13 protein-coding genes and 1 riboswitch are annotated in these 17,653 nt (G+C 50.0%); of the genes, 12 read left to right on the top strand and 1 reads right to left on the bottom strand.

The window, feature by feature from the left end; all coding sequences use genetic code 11:
- The first annotated feature begins 24 nt into the window (after positions 1–24).
- The 5 genes from PLA01S_RS24145 to PLA01S_RS24125 all read left to right on the top strand — a co-directional run bounded on the left by PLA01S_RS24145 (position 25) and on the right by PLA01S_RS24125 (position 5,642).
- Positions 25–1,386 (top strand): FAD-dependent oxidoreductase, encoded by a 1,362-nt coding sequence (locus tag PLA01S_RS24145; protein ID WP_127594368.1) that lies wholly within the window; start codon positions 25–27, stop codon positions 1,384–1,386.
- 126 nt (positions 1,387–1,512) lie between these two features.
- Complete coding sequence (locus PLA01S_RS24140; protein ID WP_127594367.1) at positions 1,513–2,109, top strand: DUF4352 domain-containing protein; 597 nt, start codon at positions 1,513–1,515, stop codon at positions 2,107–2,109.
- A gap of 252 nt (positions 2,110–2,361) precedes the next feature.
- Positions 2,362–2,955, top strand: coding sequence for a TetR/AcrR family transcriptional regulator (locus PLA01S_RS24135; protein WP_127594366.1), 594 nt, complete (start codon positions 2,362–2,364; stop codon positions 2,953–2,955).
- A 117-nt stretch (positions 2,956–3,072) separates the two neighbouring features.
- Positions 3,073–4,320, top strand: a complete 1,248-nt coding sequence (locus tag PLA01S_RS24130; RefSeq protein WP_127594365.1) for an MFS transporter — start codon at positions 3,073–3,075, stop codon at positions 4,318–4,320.
- A 461-nt stretch (positions 4,321–4,781) separates the two neighbouring features.
- The gene (locus tag PLA01S_RS24125; RefSeq protein ID WP_127594364.1) at positions 4,782–5,642 is read left to right on the top strand and encodes a formate/nitrite transporter family protein; all 861 of its coding nucleotides are present in this window, start codon (positions 4,782–4,784) and stop codon (positions 5,640–5,642) included.
- Positions 5,643–5,796: 154 nt separating this feature from the next.
- Here the strand turns inward: PLA01S_RS24125 and kimA are convergent, their stop codons facing one another.
- Positions 5,797–7,623, bottom strand: a complete 1,827-nt coding sequence (gene kimA, locus PLA01S_RS24120; protein WP_127594363.1) for a potassium transporter KimA — start codon at positions 7,621–7,623, stop codon at positions 5,797–5,799.
- 163 nt (positions 7,624–7,786) lie between these two features.
- Positions 7,787–7,981: riboswitch (cyclic di-AMP (ydaO/yuaA leader) on the bottom strand.
- 484 nt (positions 7,982–8,465) lie between these two features.
- On the opposite strand from kimA, the gene PLA01S_RS24115 reads away from it, so the two are divergent.
- From PLA01S_RS24115 to PLA01S_RS24085, 7 genes are all read left to right on the top strand, one after another.
- A complete protein-coding gene (locus PLA01S_RS24115) occupies positions 8,466–10,541 on the top strand; it encodes a molybdopterin-containing oxidoreductase family protein (RefSeq protein ID WP_246059806.1) in 2,076 nt (691 codons plus the stop codon).
- A 370-nt stretch (positions 10,542–10,911) separates the two neighbouring features.
- Positions 10,912–12,165 carry an MFS transporter gene (locus tag PLA01S_RS24110; protein ID WP_127594361.1) on the top strand — a complete coding sequence of 418 codons (1,254 nt, stop codon included), beginning with the start codon at positions 10,912–10,914 and terminating at the stop codon, positions 12,163–12,165.
- A gap of 449 nt (positions 12,166–12,614) precedes the next feature.
- Positions 12,615–13,868 (top strand): sugar ABC transporter substrate-binding protein, encoded by a 1,254-nt coding sequence (locus tag PLA01S_RS24105; protein WP_127594360.1) that lies wholly within the window; start codon positions 12,615–12,617, stop codon positions 13,866–13,868.
- Positions 13,869–13,978: 110 nt separating this feature from the next.
- Positions 13,979–14,884 (top strand): carbohydrate ABC transporter permease, encoded by a 906-nt coding sequence (locus tag PLA01S_RS24100; RefSeq protein ID WP_174819245.1) that lies wholly within the window; start codon positions 13,979–13,981, stop codon positions 14,882–14,884.
- 50 nt (positions 14,885–14,934) lie between these two features.
- Positions 14,935–15,753, top strand: a complete 819-nt coding sequence (locus PLA01S_RS24095; protein ID WP_127594358.1) for a carbohydrate ABC transporter permease — start codon at positions 14,935–14,937, stop codon at positions 15,751–15,753.
- 41 nt (positions 15,754–15,794) lie between these two features.
- A complete protein-coding gene (locus PLA01S_RS24090) occupies positions 15,795–16,796 on the top strand; it encodes a LacI family DNA-binding transcriptional regulator (protein ID WP_127594357.1) in 1,002 nt (333 codons plus the stop codon).
- Between the two features lie 24 nt (positions 16,797–16,820).
- Positions 16,821–17,582, top strand: coding sequence for an alpha/beta hydrolase (locus PLA01S_RS24085; RefSeq protein WP_127594356.1), 762 nt, complete (start codon positions 16,821–16,823; stop codon positions 17,580–17,582).
- Positions 17,583–17,653 lie beyond the last annotated feature (71 nt).

Raw genomic sequence — 17,653 nt, 5'->3', positions numbered from 1 at the left:
TTCATACTTGGAGGAGGAAAAACCATGAAAGTTGCAGTTATCGGTTGTACCCATGCAGGAACGTCCGCCATCGTGAATACCGCCAAACTTTACCCGGATGCACAGATCACCGTTTATGAACGTAATGATAACATCTCATTCCTGTCTTGCGGCATCGCGCTTTACGTCGGAGGCGTTGTGAAAGACCCTGACGGTTTGTTTTATTCTTCGCCTCAGAAGCTCGACGAGCTGGGTGTCGAAACCAAGATGAAGCATGAGATCATCTCGGTGGATACGGACAAGAAAACCTTGAAAGTTCGGAACCTGGTCACACAGGAAATTTTTGATGATACCTATGACAAATTGATTATCACAACCGGATCATGGCCAATCGTACCGAAGCTTGAAGGCATCGATCTGAATAATATTTTGCTCTGCAAAAACTACAATCATTCCAATGCCATCATTGAAAAAGCGCAGGAAGCGAAACACATTACGGTTGTCGGCGCCGGTTATATCGGCGTGGAACTGGTCGAAGCCTTCCAGCAGAACGGCAAGCAGGTTACGCTGATTGATAGTGCCGACCGCATTCTAAACAAATATCTGGATCCTGAATTTAGCGGCAAGATCGAGGAATCCTTCCGTGAAAAAGGGATTGAGATGGCCCTGGGTCAGACCGTGACTTCTTTCCAAGGCGAGGATGGGAAGGTGAATAAGGTCATCACCGACAAAGGTGAGATCGACACGGATCTGGTGATCCTCTGCATCGGCTTCCGTCCGAATACGGAGCTGCTGAAGGGGCAGGTGGAGATGCTGAAGAACGGCGCCATCGTCGTGGATCAATATATGCAAAGCAGCAAGCAGGATGTATATGCAGCAGGCGATTGCTGCTCCGTGCACTATAACCCGACCGGTAAAATGATGTACATTCCGCTGGCAACTAACGCAGTCCGGATGGGTACGCTCGTTGCACGCAACCTTGTGCAGCCGACGACCCCATATATGGGAACGCAAGGTACATCGGGTTTGAAAATATACGAGCACAACATTGCCTCGACGGGATTAACCGAAGGAGCCGCCAAGGACGAAGGCTTGAAGGTGGAGACGGTCACCATTACGGATCATTACCGTCCGGAATTCATGCCTACCTTCGAAGAGGTTACGCTGAAGGTGGTATATGAGCAGGAAAGCCGCCGGATGCTGGGGGCACAGGTCATTTCCAAAGCGGATATGACGCAATCCATTAATACGCTCTCGGTGTGCATACAAAATCGGATGACGATTGATCAATTGGCATTCATCGACTTCTTCTTCCAGCCGCATTACAACAAACCGTGGAATTTCCTTAACACGGCTGGACTGCAGGCATTGCCGGCGGTCGAGACACAAGCACCGGTGCATTCTTAATCCATTTACCAAGAAGACCCCTGAATCGGGGGTCTTTTTTTTGTTTTTGAAGGATTATGGATTTTGACAGCGAATTGGAAAATATCCGGACATGTAGATATCGACTTTCAGGAGGTAGGATAAAGTATGAATAAAAAAGTAATGCTGGCCTCGGCTGCATTGTTCTCCATGCTGCTGATGGCTGCTTGTTCCAATGATCAGGCGGATCCGCCAGCAGAGACTCCGCCGGCTGTTGTGGATAGCGGGGAGACTGGTCAGACGGGGGCATCGGAAGAGCAGCCGCCTGCAGAACCAACCCAAGGGGAGGATCAACCTGCCGACAATGCAGAGGTGAAGCCGATCGGCGAACCTGCCGCGGTAGGCGATACGGTGGATTATCATGGCACGGTCATTACGCTGAACAGCGTACGTGAGTCCGAAGGGGACGAGTACTTAAAGCCCCAGCCGGGCCATACGTTCAAGGTGGTTGAGATTACCGTGAAGAACAATGGCCAGGAGCCGCTGGTCATCTCTTCCGCGCTATCTTTTTCCCTGACGGATTCGAGCGATCTTAACTATACGGTTCCCATTACGGATGATGTAAAGATGCTGGACGGCACCGTTGCCCCAGGCGGCGAGCTGACAGGTGAAATTCCGTACGAAGTGAAGCAGGGTGTAAAGGGGCTGCAGCTGAGTTATGGCGATCCGATGAAAGAAGGAAGAGCCATTTGGGCAGTGGAATAAAAAAATAATTAGTATATGGTTGCTTCGGGATTAACGAGTGAGGAAAGGATTTTGCGCAGGCAAAGTCCTTTTTTCTATGTGATGGCCAAGGCATCGCTTTACATGCGGGAATGTTTTCAGTATGATTAAACCGTACAGTCGGTTTTTTATCGTGAGTAGCGTTCATCAACTTCAGATTCATTTATATTAAGGGAATCAGGTTTCCGTTTGTGATGGCGGAGTATTATTTCCAAGCAAGGAGTGCTTACACCGATGTCTTCAGAAAAAGCGCAACGAAAGCGGGATTTGATTCTGGATAAAGCGAAGGAACTGTTCATCCAGCGCGGGTATGCGGCAACATCCATGGATGAACTGGTCAAGTATACGGGTGCCAGCAAGGGAAGCATCTACTATCACTTTGAGAGCAAGGAAGATTTGTTCGTCAAGCTGCTGGCTAAGCAGAATCAGGAATGGATGGAAGCCTGGAACGATAAAAAAGCCCGTTACGCCAGCTTCGAGGAGAAGCTGTACGGCATTGCCGACCATATGGTCGATGACTTCCAGAATCCGCTCACCAAGATCGCGGAAGAGTTCTATATCAATCAGCCGGAGAATAAGACGATTGTGGGCGAGATGCTGGCGATCCTGCAAGGACCGCGTACGCTCTACCGCGAGATTTTGGCGGAGGGAGTGGATGAGGGACGGATACCGGCAGAAGATATCGAAGAGATATCCGTCATTTTTGGCGCGCTTCTGGACGGGATGTCGGTTTCGTACTACGAACGTTCTCAGGAAGAATCGAGGCTGTTATACCGTAAAGGAGTGACGTACTTTTTAAACGGTGTGTTATCGGGTCAAGGCTCTTAGCGTGTAGTGAACGATAGGAGGATTTGTCGGAAACGCTTCTCTTGGTTTACAAGCGGGAGCGGGCGTTTTCGCATATATAATTAAACCGAATAGTCGGTTTTACTAGGGGGATAAAATATGAGGCATTTGTTTGGCAACCGCGCGTTTGTGCTGCTGATGGTTTCGGATTTTATGCAAAATATCGGGATCTGGATCCGCAATATGGCGCTGTTGTTCTTCATTATGGAGCAGAGCAACCATGACCCGGTTGCCGTATCGCTGCTGACCGTGATTGAATACGCGCCGATCTTCGTGATTTCCATGGTTGGCGGCGTACTGGCAGATCGTTGGCGTCCCAAGCGAACGATGATTTGGGGGGATATATTAAGCTTCATATCCATTCTGCTTATTTTGTTTGTTGTGTATGCGGGATATTGGCAGGCCGTGTTTGCGGTGACGCTGGTTTCGGCCGTCGTATCGCAATTCTCGCAGCCATCGTCCATGAAGATTATCAAGCGGTGCTTGCCGGATGAGCATGTGCCCGCGGCCACGGCGTTATCCCAGACCTCAATGTCGCTGTTTATCATTTTGGGGCCTATGGTTGGCACGACGATTTATCAAGCTTTTGGATTGCAGGCCTCGTTAATCAGCTTGTTGGTTCTATTCGGCGCTTCGGCGATCGTGCTGGCGTTTCTCCCTTCCAGTGTGGATGAACCCTCTAAGAATTCGGAATCGACCGGTTCTTTTATGAAGGACATGAAGGCAGGCTTCACTTACATCGGCTCCAGTCGGCTGCTGAAGGTGCTGCTGGTGGTTTACGTTTTAATGGCGCTCGGCAGCGGACTTGTTCAGCCGCTCGATATCTTTGTCATCACGGAGCGACTCCAGCTGGAGATGTCCAGCGTCCAGTGGTTTACTGCGCTTGAGGGCTTGGGTATGTTGATCGGCGGTGTGATCGCAGCGGTGATTGCGGGCAAAGTGAAAGGTTCCTACTTGCTGTTCGCCGGGCTTGCCTTCCTTGGACTCTCGACCTTTGTCGAGGTGCTGTCCCAGTGGCCGATCCTGACCGGCACGATGCGTTTTGTAACCGGGGTGCTGATGGCGATGGCGCAGACGGTATTGATGGCCGTGATGATGCAGCAAGTGGAAGAGAAATTTATCGGCCGGCTGAACGGCGTGATGACGCCGGTTTTTACCGGCATGCTGCTCATTGGCTCCGGGTTTACAGGATGGTATATGTCGACAACCTCCATTGTGGTCGTGTATTTCACGGCAGGTGAGCTCTTCCTGCTGTCGTCCTTCATTAGCATGAAGATTCCGATCTCGAACGTTTCGGTTCAGGAAAAGGAAATGCCTGTTAGCGTAGAGACTGCCGCCGAGGCATAGGCTTGTAGGTTTAGAATGCGATGGAGGTAAAAAGGCATAGGTTTGCAGGTTTAGAACATGGTGGTTGGTAAAAGCAATCAACCAAGCGGTGTCGGGATCATCTCCGACACCGCTATTTTATATGTACCGCTCGCTCGGATCGAGCGAATGATCGGCATCCTCTAGAGGACCCGAAGATTCACCCTTGGACAAGGTGCTGTGATTGTATTATCCCTATGAAGTTATATGACCAAAGGGCAATCAAAGGTGAACAAGAGCAGCCAGGACACAAGGATGTCCGCCTCGACGTATACGTTCGTGATATAATTCACGTTCTTGCCTTGGAGGCTGCGGTACAATATGGGTAACTGTAACTGTAACTGTAACTGTAACTGTAACTGTAACTGTAACTGTAACAGAAACATCAGACACTGCATTCGAGAGATTTCAGGACGGAATGCGGGAGAAATGGGGGAGCGGCCATGGCCTATTACAAACCTGATCGCATTGCGGAGATCACCGTGGAGAACGGGGTGAAAAAAGCGCATAACTCCGCCATGAACGTTATGATATTAGGATTTTTGGCGGGTGCTTTTATCGCGCTCGGCTTTTTGCTGGATATTCGCGTGATTGCCGGAGCGTCCGAGGCTTGGGGAGGCATTGCCGGTTTTATAGGCGCGGCGATATTCCCTGTCGGACTGATTCTTGTATTGCTAGCGGGCGGAGAGCTGCTGACGGGCAACATGATGGCCGTGTCCCTGGCCAGATTCAAGAAGCGGATTTCCACGAAGGACATGATGCGGAATTTAGCTCTTGTCACGGTAAGCAATATGGCAGGGGCACTGTTCGTCGCTTATTTCTTCGGCCATGTGACCGGTCTGACGGGCAGCGGCGTTTATTTGGAGAAGCTGGTGGACATGGCGGGTCATAAGCTCGACGACAGCTTCCTGCAAGCATTCTTGTCGGGCATCGGTTGTAACTGGCTCGTAGCGCTCGCCGTGTGGCTGTCCTACGGATCCGACCAGATGAGCGGCAAAATTCTCGGAGTCTGGTTTCCAACGATGGCGTTTGTTGCCATCGGCTTTCAGCACGTGGTGGCCAACATGTTCCTCATTCCGGCAGCGATATTTGAGGGATATTACAGCTGGGGTGATTATCTGATAAACTTCATTCCGGTTTGGCTGGGCAATTTTGTAGGAGGTGCGCTGTTTGTGGGAGCTGCCTACGGGTCCGTATATTTGAAGAAGGATGATAAAGTTGAGGTCATCCCTCGCGGCGAACAAGATAAGGCGCTGCCGTCTGCGCCGGCTACCGGCACTGCTCAACAGGTTCACTCCGCGTAGAATGTTTCGTAATATCCCGAAGCCTGGTAAGCCAAGGTGGAGGAAAAAAGCTGCGATCGACCGCTCCCTTAAAGATAGGGATCGGATGATCGCAGCTTTTTTAACGTTGTTGGCGAGCGGATTCCTTGTATAAGTGGCAGAAGGAATAAACCCGCTATTTTTTTAAATGGTAAGGTACCGTGGTGATAATCACATCTCTCCGATAGAGTAAATGTGCGCGAATGAGCAAGCTGGACTGATTGTGCAGGAAGTTATGCCAACCCTTCTTGGGGATGAATTGCGGGATGACAACGGTAACCTGGTAGTCGGACTCGCTCGCCTTCCGCTGCACGGTATCGATGAATTTGGTCAGCGGCTGAATGATGCTCCGATAAGGCGAATGCAGGGTCACCAGCCGGATGTCCGGCTGCCATTTCTTCCATTTTTCCTGGAAGGCCGCCTCGTCCTCCCGCTCGAACGGCACGTACACCGCGATAATCTGGCCTGCTCCCAGCGATTTGGCATAATTCAGCGAGTTCTCCACCACATGGGTGATTCCCGCCACAGGCAGAATAATAACATTTCCCTCAATCGGCTTAACAGGCTCACAGGTCGTAATTCGCAGCTGGTCTGCTACGGCCTCGTAATGTTTATGGATTCGGGTAAAGATCCAAATGATCAGCGGTAGGAAAATCAAGACGGTCCACACTTGGGCGAATTTCGTGAAAAAGAAAATCATCGTCACGATAAAGCTGATGCATGCGCCGGTGGTATTAATGATCAGTTTGACAATCCATCCTTCGGGCTTTTCGCGAATCCACTTCACCATCATCCCCGTTTGGGAGAGGGTAAAAGGGATGAACACGCCGACGGCATACAGCGGAATCAGATGCTCGGTTTTGCCTTCGAAAGCGAGCAGTAACAGAATCGAGAGAAAACCCAGTATGATGATTCCGTTTGAATATCCCAGACGGTCTCCCCGGACGGTGAACATTCGGGGAATGAATTTATCTTTCGCCAGATTAACGGCAAGCAGCGGGAAAGCGGAATATCCCGTGTTGGCGGCCAGAATCAGAATGAGGGCCGTTGTTCCTTGGATGAAGTAATACAGAAAGTTTCGTCCGAAGGTATGCTCGGCAATCTGGGAAACGACAGTGACTTGCTCGCTGGGGTTAACCCCATAGTAATAGGCCAGGAATACGATGCCCGAAAATAACAGGGCCAGCAAGGATCCCATTGCCACCAAGGTTTTGGCCGCATTATTCGGAGCAGGATCTTTGAAATTCGGGATGGCGTTGGAAATGGCCTCAACGCCGGTCAGGGCAGAGCTGCCCGAGGCGAATGCCCGCAGGAGCAGGAACAAGCTTAGCCCGGCGACAGGCGTGCCGATCGGCGTATGCAGATCCGGAGATGCATGGCCTGTAACAATGTTGAATACTCCGACGCCAATCAGGATAAACAACGCGAGTACAAACAAGTAAACCGGATAGGCCAATATGGAGGCCGACTCCGTGACCCCTCTTAAATTGAGTACGGTCAAACACAGAACGAACACGATGGAGATGGGCAGATTGTAGGCGTGCAATTCCGGAAAAGCCGACGTGATTGCGTCCGTCCCTGCCGATACACTGACCGCAACCGTCAGGATATAGTCGACCAGCAGGGAGCCGCCGGCAACCAGCCCCGGATACATGCCTAAATTTCGTTTGGAAACCACGTAGGCTCCGCCGCCATGCGGATATGAGAAAATAATTTGTCTGTACGATAGGATAAGTGCCAGCAATAAGACCAGGACCCCGACGGCAATCGGTATGGAATACCAATAGGCAGCTGCGCCAACGGTCATCAAGACGATCAGAATTTGTTCTGGTCCATAGGCAACGGACGACAAGGCGTCGGATGAAAGGATGGCCAGCGCTTTGGTTTTGTTCAGCTTTTGCTCGCCCATTTCCGTTGATTTAAGCGGTCTTCCGATGAGGAATCGCTTGATTGAAGATAACATGGTTTTTCACCGCCGATTAAGATTAAGTTCATGATGGAAGCTGACTGAATGGACTTCAATCGGTGTGTTTCATAGGCTGGACATACGAACGGTCACCATTCCTATGCTGAATTTTGGCAAACAAAAAACACAGGTTAGAACCCTGTGTTTGATCACAAGTTCACAACCCTCCCAATCAACGCTGACGAGGTTAGCTGTCGGATTCGGGCGGTGAGAGTCGCCCTACCTGACGTTGTCGCGGCGTACGTTCGCGCTGCATCAGGATTCACCCCATAGTATGGTTGACAGATCCTATAGGTATCCATCCATACGTGTGGTTCCCCCGCTTTCCAAACTGGAAATTAAGCGAATATCATGTGAATATGAAGAATGATATCGAAGCTGAATAGTATATTACGCCTGCTCAAATCTTTTGTAAAACACCCTCCAACGAAAAATTAAGCAGAATTATTTATAAAAAATGACAGATAAGCGCTTACATAATTATGTGGCTTTGACAGGCTTTGTTTTTTGCAGGTTTGCTACAGAAATCATGACTTTCTATGATATGTAAGTTGCAAGTAGCTCGAATGTGATGCGATAGAACCTCAATACAAACAAATTCGCCATGCCGGTCTCGGGGGAGGAGACATGGGCATGGCGAATTTTTTGGGAGTGGTCCATGATTCGGCAAGGAAGAGAAAGGGTCTGGGTTCCTCTTCGTTGCTCTTGATAGGAATATACCCGGAAGGAATTAGAGTGAATCACCCGCTGCAGAAAAAAATGTAAGACTTTACTGGAGCCCTGATTTTCTTTTAAGATAAGGGGATATGATTCAGCGTGTACAAGGGGGAATGAACGAAATGACTCAAGCGATGATTCATCAGGAAAATGGTGTGTTTCCGGCGGTATGTCCGTTGGATTGTCCCGATACTTGCGGCCTGCTGCTGCATAAAGAGAACGGAAAAATCGTGAAGGTTGCCGGTAATCCGGATCATCCGATTACACAGGGAGCCATCTGTAATAAAGTCCGCAATATGGCACATCGGGTGTATCATCCGGAGCGCGTGCTTTATCCGCTGCGGAGGGTAGGGCCCAAGGGCGAGGGGGCTTTCGAGCGAATCAGCTGGGATGAAGCGATTCAGGAGATTACCGGGCGCTACAAGAAGCTGATCGAGGAGCATGGCTCTGAGAGCATCCTGCCCTACAGCTTCTACGGCAACATGGGGATATTGAGCGTGGACGGCATGGATCGGAGATTCTTCAACAGGCTGGGCGCCAGCCGCCTGAAGCAGTCGATCTGCAATTCCGCAGGCAATGAGGGTTGGAAATCCGTTATGGGGTTTAATGGAGGAACCGTCCCGGAGGATACCGTTCATGCCGATGTCATCATCGTCTGGGGCGGCAACATCGTCAGCACCAATATGCACCAGGTCGTGCTGGCAGAGAAAGCGCGCAAGGCCGGTGCCAAGGTCGTTGTGATCGATGTTCATAAGAACCAGACGGGGCAATGGTCGGATTGGTTCATTCCGCTGTTTCCGGGCACGGATGCGGCGCTGGCCGTCGGCCTCATGCACATCATGTTCCGTGACGGCATGGTGAACGAGGAATTCCTCCGGCAGTATACGCTCGGGCATGAAGCCTTGCGTGAGCATGTCAAAGACTATACGCCGGAGCATGTATCCTCTATTACCGGCATCCCAGTAGGGGATATCGAGAAGCTGGCCGAACTGTACGGCCGGGCAGATACTTCGTATATTCATATCGGTAACGGTCTTCAGCATCACGACAATGGCGGCTTGACCGTGCGCAGCATCGCGGCGCTTCCGGCGTTGACAGGACAATGGCTGAAGCGGGGCGGAGGGGCTGCCAAGTCGAATGGCGGCTACAACAGCATGGATAGCGATGCATTGGAACGTCCGGATCTCCGGCCGAATCCGAATGCCCGGACCATTAACATGAACCGGATCGGCGAGGCGCTTGCCATGACCGAACAGCCGATTAAGTCGGTCTTTGTCTATTGCAGCAATCCGCTGGTGGTCGCTCCTGACACCGGGCGGGTACGCGAAGGGTTTGCAAGGGAGGATCTGTTTACCGTCGTACACGATCTGTTCATGACGGATACAGCCAAGTATGCGGATATCGTGCTTCCGGCAACCTCCTCATTTGAGAATACGGATCTGTTCGCTTCTTACTGGCATCAGTACATCCAGCTGCAGGAGCCGGTCATTCCGGCGCTCGGGGAGAGCAAGAGCAACGTAGAGCTGTTCTCCATGCTGGGCCGGGCCATGGGTTTCACCGACCCGACCTTCCATGAGACAGAAGAGGAGATGATGGCAAGAGCGCTCGACTTCCCGGACAACCCTTATCTGAACGGCGTCACGCTGGACAAGCTAAAGGAACACCGTCATGTAAAGCTTGATATGACACCGCTTGAAACATATCTGGATCGTTTGCCGACGCCTTCGGGACGGATCGAGCTTTACTCAGCGCAGTTGGAGCAAGCAGGTCTTCCGCCTCTTCCCACCTACGTGCCTTTGAAGGAGGGATATGACGGCGTAAGGCGCGGCCGCGGGCACAAATACCCGCTCATGTTCATTTCGCCGCCGAACCATAACTTCCTGAATTCGACCTTTGCGAATGTGGACAAGCACCAGAAGCTGGAGAAGGAGCCTGCCTTGCAGATCCATCCGGAGGATGCAGAGGAACGCGGTGTAGAGGACGGAGACATGGTTACGGTATATAACGACCGCGGTACCTACGAAGTCCGGGCCAAGGTGACGGATAAAATGCTGCCTGGCACGGTAGTCAGCCAAGGCTTGTGGTGGGAAGGGGAAGGCAGGAAGCAGCGCGCCAATGCCCTTACGCCCGACAGGTTGTCGGATATGGGCGAAGGCGCTACCTTCTTCTCAACGGTGGTAGAGGTGAAGCGACAATAATGTTTGATATACCTCGACGAGCTGCCTTTCTTCCGAACGTGTTTATAGAAGGGCCTCGCCGCTTGCAGTCGGCAAATGGAGCAAGCGTCCGAGATTCGTTAGGGAAGGGCCGATAGACGAGCAGCGGCCCGGCATTCGTTGTTATGGTAAAGCGTCAATGAGTGTGCTTGCTAAAAATGGATCTCTCAAGCGATACTAGGATTTGGGCGATAAGAAATGACAAGCAATGTTCATTCTTACAGGATTATTGGAGCATCAAAAAGATGGCGTTCGCCTCTTTATTCAAGAAGAATTAGAAAAAGCCCGCACGGGCTTTTTTAGGTTATATGCGTAAATATACTGCTAACGAGGCTGCTGGGAGATAATAAACATGAAATGGTTGGAGCAGTACCCTAAGGAAGTAAAAGGTTTTCTTGTTGCAAGTCTCGTTGCCTCTGCAGGCGGGTCCTTGATGTGGCCGCTGACAACGATGTATGTATTCGATGAACTGGGACGCAGCATGAAGGATGCAGGCTTTGTCATTCTGATTCAGTCGATGGGGGGGATCGCCGGTCAACTCCTTGGCGGCGCGCTGTATCACCGGGTCGGGGTGAAAAAGCTCATTGTGGGCTCGCTGCTGCTGAATGCCCTCGGTTTGTTCACCCTTCCGTTCATCAATGGACTATGGGGTTTGTTCATCGCGATGATGGGTTTCATCGGATTCTGTAACGCGGTATCGATGCCGGCCATTCAGGCATTTATCGGCTTCCGGTTTGCCGATCGGCGGGGAGAATTGTTTAATGTCATCTATGTCGCGAATAATATCGGCGTAGCCTTGGGAACGGCCATGAGCGGTTTCCTGGCGGAGATATCCTATCATTTAAGTTTTGTCTTAAACGGTGTCACGTCCTTCGGATTTGCGATTTTTTTCCTGTCCTACTTGACGAAGCTGGGGGGAACGGGCGTATCGCAAGGGGCCCATCATCCGCAGCCTAGGAGTCCACTGCCGGCGGGCCCCGGGGCATGGGCATTGCTCGGGAACACCCGAATCTATCTCTTTATGGGATTGGGTTCTCTCTTCCTGTGGTTCGGTAATTCCATCTGGAACACAGGGGTGTCTCCATTTATCATCTCGGAGGGAATGTCCAAGACGGCATATGGTTATTTATGGACGCTGAATGGGATCTTGATTTTTGCCGCGCAGCCTGTCACGAATGCCATTAAGCGCTGGGCGGCCCGTACGGAGAGCAGTCAGATGACGGCAAGCGCTTTGTTCTATCTGGCAGCTTATGTCGTCATCGTGACGGTGCACAGTTATCCAGGCATGATCCTCGCAATGGTGCTGGCCACATTGGGTGAGATGTTGATTTCGCCTGCGATCCCGGCTTTTATCTCGGATCGAGCAGGACAAGCCGCTCCGTTCTATATCGGCGTGACAGGCGGCCTGGGTGCCGCGGGCCGGGTGATTGGGCCATATGCGATGGGAACGATGTATGACGGCGGCGGGTTGACGCCGGTGGCATGGTTGGCTGCAGGTGTTGCCGTGTTGTCATTTCTGTCATTTGCGGTACATGCCCGGCTTAGTAAGGACATCCCGCTGCATCATGACGGTCATGACAAGAATGCAGGTCACCTTAACGCCTAGCCCAAGTTTTAAAAAGTTTGAATAATTCCAGGATATAGGATGAAGCAGCAGGCTTACTTCGGAGCTTGCTGCTTTTTTGTCCGCGGTTCAAGCCTTACACCCATTGTCAAAGAAACGCCTTACAAAAAAAATAAAAAGGATATTGAAATCGCTCTCAGAGGGAGCTATAATGAACTTGTCGAAACGTTTCAAAACAGAATGCGTTTTTTGAAATTATCAAGCAAGCAATCTTTTTATTATGAATACACAAGAGCATGTTTATCCCTAGGATGACCATGGAAAGGTGCTTTATAGGGGGAATGAAGAGACAGTAGGATTATAGAAATAACCTTTATCCGGCGTCTTTATTTTTTCGAATAAAATCGAAACGTTTCGAAGTAAGTGCTTTCAATTAGGTTTTGTATTACGTTTCGCATGGTGGTAAACATTAAAAACGGGGTGAATGTAGAATGAGAAAAAAATCAATATTGTGGACGTTGGCAGCATTGCTGGTGTTCTCCGTCGTATTAGCCGGATGCTCGGGCGGGTCTGAGAAAGCAGACGGAGGTAGCGAAGGCGGTGGAGGCAAGAAGGAACTAAAAGTTTGGCTGATGGGTGACACAACGGACGAAACCTTGATTAAGCAATATGAAGAGAAGAATCCAGGCGTTAAGGTAAGCGTTCAATTGATTCCTTGGGGCAGTGCCCATGACAAGCTGCTTACAGCAGTTGCATCCAAAAGCGGCCCGGACGTCGTACAAATGGGAACAACCTGGATTCCGGAATTTGCTCAGGCTGGAGCTTTGCTCGATCTGACACCTTATCTTGAGCAGTATCCAAACTTGAAGCAAGAAAACTATTTTGACGGTGCTGTGCAAACCATGAGTTATGATGACAAGGTTGTCAGTATTCCATGGTATGTGGAAACGCGCGTACTGTTCTACCGTACGGACATTCTGGCTGAAGTAGGCTATCCGGAAGGCCCTAAGACTTGGGATGAGATGAAGGATGCCGGTAAGAAACTGGCAGCTAGAGGAGACGGCAATTACGCAATCACCATTGATGCTAAAGATATGAACTATCTGTCCATGTTTGCTTGGCAGAATGGAAGCGATATGATCGATGAGAACCGGGCCCCTCATTTTAACGAGCCGGAATTCATGGGAGCCATGGAATACCTGAAGAGCTTCTACGATACGGGGATGACACCGCTTGCTAGTGATTTGGATCTGTTTGCCGCATTTAAAGACGGACAATTCCCGATGTTTATCAGCGGTCCTTGGATGATTCAAGGCGTTAAAGACAAGGCGCCTGAGATTGAAGGCAAATGGGCTACGACTACACTTCCAGCTAAAGAAAACAATGCATCGTTCCTCGGTGGAGCGAACATGTCGGTATTCAACACAACCGAAAATGCAGATGAAGCCGTTAAATTCATTTCCTTCATGAGTGAAAAAGAATCGCAACTGACCAACTATGATGTGGCAAAAAACCTGCCTGCTGTTAAGAGTGCATGGGAAGACCAACGCTTTGAAGATCCGATTTTTGCTACCTTTGGAAAACAGCTCGAAAGCGCTAAACCTGTTCCGTTCATTAAGGAGTGGGATGCTATCTCCCAAGAAGCCATTGCAGCATTTGAGAAAATTACCCTTGGCGGAGCTGACATCAAAGCAGAAATGGATCTTTTGAATCAGAAAGCTACTGAAATTCTAAACAAAAAATAAGAGTGCGTCTTAACGCAGCCCGGCTTGTTTCTTCGAAGGATGAAACAAGCCTGACTGCTTCCAAAGAGCGTTATTCTCTTATTGAGGAAACCCACACTTGCAGGAGGTGAATGACATTGCAGAACTTTATCAAGCGCTTTAACCAATATAAGTATCCTTATATGTTTATTGCGCCCGCACTGGTGCTGCTTCTGACGTTCTCAATCATTCCGATCATCATTGCGCTTGTCATCAGCTTCACGGATATTGACCTTGCTGGTCTCGCTAATTATTCAAACATTGAAGGCGTTGGCTTCGATAATTTTATGAATGTATTTAAAGATCCGGTCTTTCTGAAATCCATGTTTAACACCATGTTCTATGTTATTATCGGAGTTCCGCTTGTCGTAATGCTTGCCATGGGCGCTGCATTGCTGCTTAACTATGGCACGGGATGGTTGTTTAAGACTTTCCGCGTCGTGTATTATATGCCTTCCATTACGAATATTGTAGCGGTCGCGGTTGTTTGGGGTTACTTGTATAACAGCCATTATGGCCTCTTTAACCATATATTGTCCTGGTTCGGGGTTCCGGCTCAGCAGTGGCTGACAGATCCGGCACTAGCCAAGCTATCGCTGATTCTGCTGGCCGTATGGAAATCCATCGGACTCAATATGATCATTTTCCTTGCTGCGCTGCAGGGCATTCCACGCTCCTATTATGAAGCAGCGGAGATCGATGGTGCGAGCAAGTGGAAGAAGCTGTTGTATATCACGGTTCCGCTGCTTAGCTTTGCGACTTTCTTTGTCACCATTACGACGCTGATCGGCTGGATTCAATTCTTCGAAGAGCCGCTGGTTATGACCAAGGGCGGCCCACTTAATTCCACGATGTCGATGGCTCTCTTTATTTATAACAATGGCTTCCAGCTGAGCAATTTTGGTTATGCTGCTGCAGGATCGTTTGTGCTCTTCATCATCATTATCGCTGTAACGGTCGTACAATTCGCAGTCAAGAGAAAAGATGTCGAATATTAAGGTTCAGGTTCAAGTCATGTTCCGTATCGTAACTGAAGGAGGCTCAGGGTATGGCAGCTAAAAGAATTGAGAAAACAGTCATGACGGTGCTGCTCATTGCAGGGGGACTGCTGATGATGATTCCATTTATATGGATGATCACGTCCTCATTCAAGCCGGAAAATGAATTTACGGCGGTTCCGCCGACGTTATTACCGAAAGAATTTACGTTTAAAAATTATGTGGATTTATTTACGAAGCTGGACTTTATCGTATACCTGAAAAATACGCTTATCATTGTGTTCTGGTCTTTTGTCGGTCTGTTCCTCAATGCGCTTGCTGGATATGCATTCGCTAAATATGAGTTCCCCGGCAATAAGAAGCTGTTCTATCTCGTGCTGGCAACGATGATGATTCCTGGGCAAGTTACCATGATCCCTGTATATCTGCTAATCAATGCCATGGGCTTGACCAACACGATGGCAGGCATTGTGCTGCCTGGCCTGGTCGGAGCATTCGGTATTTTCCTCTTCCGTCAGTTCATGTCCACGATCCCTACGGATCTGATTGAAGCATCACGGCTGGATGGAGCGGGAGAACTGCGGATTTTCTTCCAGTTGATCGTTCCGATCACGAAGCCGGTATTTGCGGTACAGGGGATTTTGGCCTTCATCGGTGCTTGGAACAGTTTCCTGTGGCCTCTCATTATGGCGAATGACCAAAAGCTTTATACGCTTTCGGTGGGTCTGCAACTTCTAAAAGGACAGCATGGATCCGATTTCGGCCTCCAGATGGCAGGCGCTGCATTTATGGTTGTTCCGATTATCATCGTATTTTCTTTCTTCCAAAAACATATTATTGAAGGATATACGATCTCTGGCATGAAATAAATAGATAGAGCTTTTTTAAGTAGTAGAAGGGGCGTAAGGAAATGGCAACGATTAAGGATGTGGCAAAGCTCGCTGGAGTCGCCTTGTCAACGGCTTCATACGCGTTAAGCGGCGACAGCAGAGTGAGTTCCAAGACAAGATCAAAGGTGCTCGAAGCAGCAAGGCAGTTGAATTATCGGAAGAACGGATTTGCCATGGATTTGAAGCGGAGCCGCACCAAGACAATCGCTCTTATTCTGACGGATCTATCCGGGCCCTATTATTCCGAGCTGATCCGAAGCGTACAGGAAGTCGCTTTAACCAACGGATATGATCTGATCGCCTGCAGTTCAATAGGGGGCAGAGATTCAACGGCGGTTAAATTTCTGAGAGAGAAAAGGGCGGACGGTGCCATCATACTTGCACCTAATATCCGGGATGAAGTTCTGATCGAGACCTCCGGTCCCCAATTTCCGATCGTCGTGATGGATCGTCCATTGTGCAGCGAATACCTGGTCAATGTGCTGGTTGATGGGGAACAAGGAGGGTATACGGCTACCCGATATCTGCTTGAGAACGGTCATCGGCATGTGGCATACATCAGCGGCTCATCGGATTCGTACGATAATCATTTGCGTTATCAGGGGTATTTACGGGCACTTGCCGAGGCAGGGCTGGAGGAACAGTCGAAATGGCGTCTCAGCGGAAACTTCGTGCGCGAGGGCGGTTACAATGCGACCAAGATGATGATTATGCAGGGTTCGCTCCCGTCGGCGGTGTTCTACGGCAACGACGAGATGGCCATCGGAGGATTGAAGGCTTTTGAGGAGAGCGGCATATCGGTGCCTGATGATGTATCCGTCATCGGATATGACGATATTCAATTAGCCGAATACGTGAATCCGCCGCTAACCACCATCAAGCAGCCTAAGAGCGAAGCGGGATCGCTTGCAGCCCATTTGCTGTTTCAGATATTGGGCGGTGAATCCGTGAAGCAGTCTTATATGCTGACGACCGAAATGATGGAACGGGCATCTGCAGGGAAGAGCAAAATAGAGAATTAACGGACCGGATTGGAGATGAGGAACTTGGCATGGATCACGTGTAATTTTTATTCCGAAACACTGAAACTGTCTACAGGCATCGAGGTTTTTCTACCGCAAGCCGCTTTGATGCCGTACGGTTCTTCTTCGAAACTGCCGGTGCTTTACTTGCTTCACGGACGAGGAGCGGATCAGACCGAATGGATGCGCAGGTCGTCCATCGAACGATACGCCGAGAATAAAGGCATCGCGCTCGTGATGCCGGGAGTCGGACGAAGCTATTATATGGACATGGCAAACGGCTTGCCTTACTTTACCTTCCTGAGCGAGGAGCTTCCACAGCTCGTTGTATCGTTTTTTCCGGTGTCCGGACGAAGGGAAGATACCTTTGTCGCCGGAATTTCGATGGGGGGTTACGGAGCGTTCAAGCTGGCCATGAGTTATCCGGATCGTTATGCGGCAGGCGCAAGCCTGTCGGGTGGGCTGGATCTCGCCAGTCGTGCTGCAGGACCGGGCTTTCAGGAGCAAGAAATTCGAACCCTCTTCGGCCATATCGACGGTTTACGGGGGAGCCGGGACGATTTGTTGTTTTTGGCCACGGAATTCGCGGCATATACAGGCGATAAACCGATGTTGTATCAGTGCTGCGGGACAGAAGATTTTTTGTATAACGATAACCAAACCTTTAGACGATATGCGGACAGCCTGGGGATTCGCATCACCTATGAGGAAGAACCCGGTGGTCATGAATGGGGATATTGGGATCGCAAAATTCAGCGTGTGCTGGATTGGCTGCCCCTGCCCTGAATTTTTTGTCCGCATTTATTGAAACGTTTCGATTAAATGCACGAATTGGCGCTGATTTCTTTGTTTTTTAA

Source organism: Paenibacillus lautus NBRC 15380 (assembly GCF_004000945.1).
Lineage (GTDB): Bacteria > Bacillota > Bacilli > Paenibacillales > Paenibacillaceae > Paenibacillus_AQ > Paenibacillus_AQ lautus.
The sequence above is the reverse complement of the archived record's forward strand: the minus strand, read 5'-3'. Positions and strand labels throughout refer to the sequence as shown.